Origin of the sequence: Mesorhizobium sp. M7A.F.Ca.CA.001.08.2.1, from assembly GCF_003998455.1 — a bacterium.
Classification (GTDB): Bacteria; Pseudomonadota; Alphaproteobacteria; order Rhizobiales; family Rhizobiaceae; genus Mesorhizobium; species Mesorhizobium ciceri.
Genome location: NZ_RZPW01000652.1, coordinates 1 through 3620, shown reverse-complemented (window position 1 = coordinate 3620; position 3620 = coordinate 1). Strand labels below are relative to the sequence as shown.

Here is a 3620-nt window from a genome sequence, read left to right as displayed (position 1 = left end):
CGGGTGACGGCGCTGACTTGGGCAGTTCGGTCAGCCAGATCGTGCTCGACGAGGGCGCCGAGGTGACGTGGCTGATTGTCCAGGAGCAGCCGGAAACGGCGACGCATCTGGCGCAGTTCAAGGCCCATATCGGCAAGAACGCGAAACTGACACTGTTCGTCATGAACGCCGGCGGCAAGCTCGTGCGCCAGGAGATCATGGTCAGGACGACTGGCGAGGGCGCCGATTTCAAGCTTCGCGGCATCAATCTCCTGGCCGGCGACACCCACACCGACGTGACCATGGTTCTCGACCATGCGGTGCCGCACACGACCTCGACGGAGATCATCCGCAACGTGGTGACGGGCAAGGCGCGCGGCGTCTTCCAGGGCCGCATCAACGTCCATCAATATGCGCAGAAGACCAACGCCAAGATGGCTTGCAACACGCTGTTGCTGTCGGACGACGGCGAATTCTCGACCAAGCCGGAGCTGGAAATCTTCGCCGACGACGTGATTTGCGGCCACGGCGCGACGGTCACCGAAATCGACCACGACCATCTGTTCTACCTGATGGCGCGTGGCGTCGACGAGAAAAGCGCGCGGGGGTTGCTCGTGAAGGCCTTCGTCGCGGAGGTGATCGAGGAACTGGACGACGAGGCGATCGTCGAGGCGCTGGAAGCGCGGCTCGACGGCTGGTTCGTGGCACACGGCTAATTGGATGGGGTCCGGCAAAGCCACCCCTCATCCGTCTTGGCGCTACGCGCCAATCCACCTTCTCCCACAAGGGGAGAAGGTAAAGCGCTAGACCTTCTCCCCTTGTGGGAGAAGGTGGCCGAGCGAAGCTCGGTCGGATGAGGGGTGTTGGAAGGATCTCGGCCTTGGCCGGCAAGGACTTTGAAATGGACCAGAAACTCGAAAACATTCCCTACGACGTCGAAGCGATCCGCCGCGATTTCCCGATCCTGTCGCGGGAAGTCTACGGGAAGCCGCTGGTCTATCTCGACAATGGCGCCTCGGCACAGAAGCCGCAGGTGGTGCTCGATGCTGTCCAGCACGCCTACAGCCAGGAATATGCCAACGTCCATCGTGGCCTGCATTTCCTGTCCAATGCCGCGACCGACGCCTACGAAAAGGCGCGCGAAACGGTACGCCGTTTCCTCAACGCGCCAAGCACCGACAACATCATCTTCACCTCGAACACGACCTCGGCCATCAACACCGTGGCCTATGGCTATGGCATGCCCAACATCGGCGAGGGCGACGAGATCGTGCTGTCGATCATGGAGCACCACTCCAACATCGTTCCCTGGCATTTTATCCGCGAGCGGCAGGGCGCCAAGCTGGTCTGGGTGCCGGTCGACGATCTCGGCGTCTTCCACATCGAGGAATTCGAAAAACGGCTGACCGACCGCACCAAACTGGTCGCCGTCACGCAGATGTCGAATGCGCTGGGCACGGTGACGCCGATCAAGGAAATCGTGCGCATCGCGCATGCGCGTGGAATTCCCGTCCTCGTCGACGGCAGCCAGAGCGCCGTGCATATGCCGATCGATGTGCAGGATCTCGACTGCGACTTCTTCGTCTTCACCGGGCACAAGGTTTATGGCCCTTCGGGCATCGGCGTGCTCTACGGCAAGAAGGACATTCTCCAGGGCATGCGCCCCTTCATGGGCGGTGGCGAGATGATCGAGGAGGTGACGGAAGACATCGTCACCTACAACGAGCCGCCGCATCGTTTCGAAGCCGGCACGCCGCCGATCGTGCAGGCGATCGGACTGGGTGCCGCGCTCGACTATATGGAAACGATCGGCCGCGAGCGCATCGCCGCGCATGAGGAAGACCTTAAGAATTATGCGCATGAGCGGCTGCGCGCCATCAATTCGCTGCGCATCTTCGGCGATGCGCCCGGCAAGGGCGCCATCATCTCGTTCGAACTGCAAGGCATTCATGCGCACGACGTGTCGATGGTGATAGACAGGCAGGGCGTTGCAGTCCGCGCGGGCACCCATTGCGCCCAGCCGCTGTTGAAACGTTTCGGCGTAACCTCCACATGCAGGGCATCGTTCGGCATGTATAATACCAGGGCCGAAGTCGACGCTTTGGCCGAGGCGCTTGAAAAAGCGCGCAAATTCTTCGGATGACGACTTTTTTGGGTGACGACCATGGATGATGCAAGCATCGCTGCCGAGACCACTCCGGAAACCGCGCCCAATGCGCTGGTTTCGGGATCGGCCATCCCAGCCGACGAACTGGCGCGGTTGACCGACGACATCGTATCGGCGCTGAAGACGGTCTACGATCCGGAAATCCCGGCCGATATCTACGAGCTCGGCCTCATCTACAAGATCGACATCGAGGACAATCGCTCGGTCAAGATCGATATGACGCTGACCGCTCCCGGCTGCCCTGTCGCCGGCGAAATGCCCGGCTGGGTCGAAAATGCCGTCGGCGCCGTCGAAGGCGTGTCCGGCGTCGAGGTCAACATGACCTTCGACCCGCCCTGGTCGGCCGACCGCATGTCGGAAGAGGCGCAGGTGGCGGTGGGCTGGTACTAGCGTCGAGCCTGGCACACTTGCGCCAGGGGTAAAACTTCACCATTTTAGGTGAGGAATCATTCGGCGGCCTTGAACCTGCATGGAATGGAAGGAAAAAGAATGGGACGCTTCGCCGTCATCACCATGACCGAAAAGGCCGCCGACCGGGTGCGCGAGATCGTCGCCACCCGCGACAACGCGCATGGCATCCGCCTCGGCATCAAGAAGGGCGGCTGCGCCGGCATGGAATACACGGTCGATCTGGTGACCGAACCCAACACCAAGGACGACCATATCGAGCGCGACGGCGCCCATGTCTATGTCGCGCCGGAAGCAGCCCTTTTCCTGTTCGGCACCGAGATGGATTTCGAGCAGACGACGCTGCGCACCGGCTTCACCTTCCACAACCCGAACCAGAGTTCGGCCTGCGGCTGCGGCGAATCCGTCGAATTGAAGCCGGCCGACCTGAAGGCGCTGGCAGAGGCCCGCGCTTCGGCCTGATTTTTTCCTTCGCCCCGTTTACGCGGAGAAAGTGTCACGAAGTGACGGATGAGGGGCAGCGCCAGCCTTTCCAGAGTTAGCTCCGCCCAGCCTGCCGGCGTACGTCGTTAGAAAATCCAAGCAATTGGCTTTTCGTTCGCTGCGCGGATCACTCCTCACCTCCCCGTAAACGGGGCGAAGAAACTCACTCCACCCACATGCCCGTCCGCTTGTGCCAGTCGGCGATCGATTCCTCGGGATAGACGTCGAAGACCTTGTCATGCTTGCCAACCACCGGCTCCACCCAGTTCGCTTTGTATTTCAGCATCAGGTGCACTCGGCTCGGCGGAATGGGTAAATCGCTGTCGATCGCTGAGGCGAAGGGGTGCACCAGTTCCGGCCATGTCGGATCGTAGAGCCAAAGGGCTGAGCCGCATTTCTTGCAGAAATTGCGCTCGCCGGTTGAGATTTCGCAATGCGGATGCTCGTCGTCCTCGATCTCCGCCCGAAAGACGCCGAGGCTGCGCTTGCCCCTGATGTTCAGTGTCTCGTTGTCGGCACCGAGATTGATGGCAAACCCGCCGCCGCCCTGCTGCTTGCGGCAGATGGAGCAGTAGCACAGCTG

The 3620-nt window shown here is 61.2% G+C and carries 5 protein-coding genes; 4 read left to right on the top strand and 1 reads right to left on the bottom strand.

Translation table 11 applies throughout. The features are described from left to right. The 4 genes from sufD to sufA all read left to right on the top strand — a co-directional run. On the top strand, nt 1-695 hold a 695-nt coding region (gene sufD, locus EN914_RS28335; protein ID WP_127389411.1), incomplete at its 5' end, for a Fe-S cluster assembly protein SufD. 185 nt (nt 696-880) lie between these two features. Further along, nucleotides 881-2122 carry a cysteine desulfurase gene (locus EN914_RS28330; RefSeq protein ID WP_024504572.1) on the top strand — a complete coding sequence of 414 codons (1242 nt, stop codon included), beginning with the start codon at nt 881-883 and terminating at the stop codon, nt 2120-2122. A gap of 21 nt (nt 2123-2143) precedes the next feature. Next, entirely contained in the window at nt 2144-2536 is a 393-nt protein-coding gene (locus EN914_RS28325) for an SUF system Fe-S cluster assembly protein (protein ID WP_013532157.1), read from the top strand. Between the two features lie 99 nt (nt 2537-2635). Then, nucleotides 2636-3016: a Fe-S cluster assembly scaffold SufA gene (gene sufA, locus EN914_RS28320; protein WP_013532156.1), complete on the top strand. Its 381-nt coding sequence runs from the start codon at nt 2636-2638 to the stop codon at nt 3014-3016. A gap of 184 nt (nt 3017-3200) precedes the next feature. Here sufA and EN914_RS28315 read toward each other — a convergent pair whose 3' ends face one another. Then, a complete protein-coding gene (locus tag EN914_RS28315; RefSeq protein WP_245497857.1) occupies nt 3201-3617 on the bottom strand; it encodes a GFA family protein in 417 nt (138 codons plus the stop codon). Between the last annotated feature and the right edge of the window lie 3 nt (nt 3618-3620).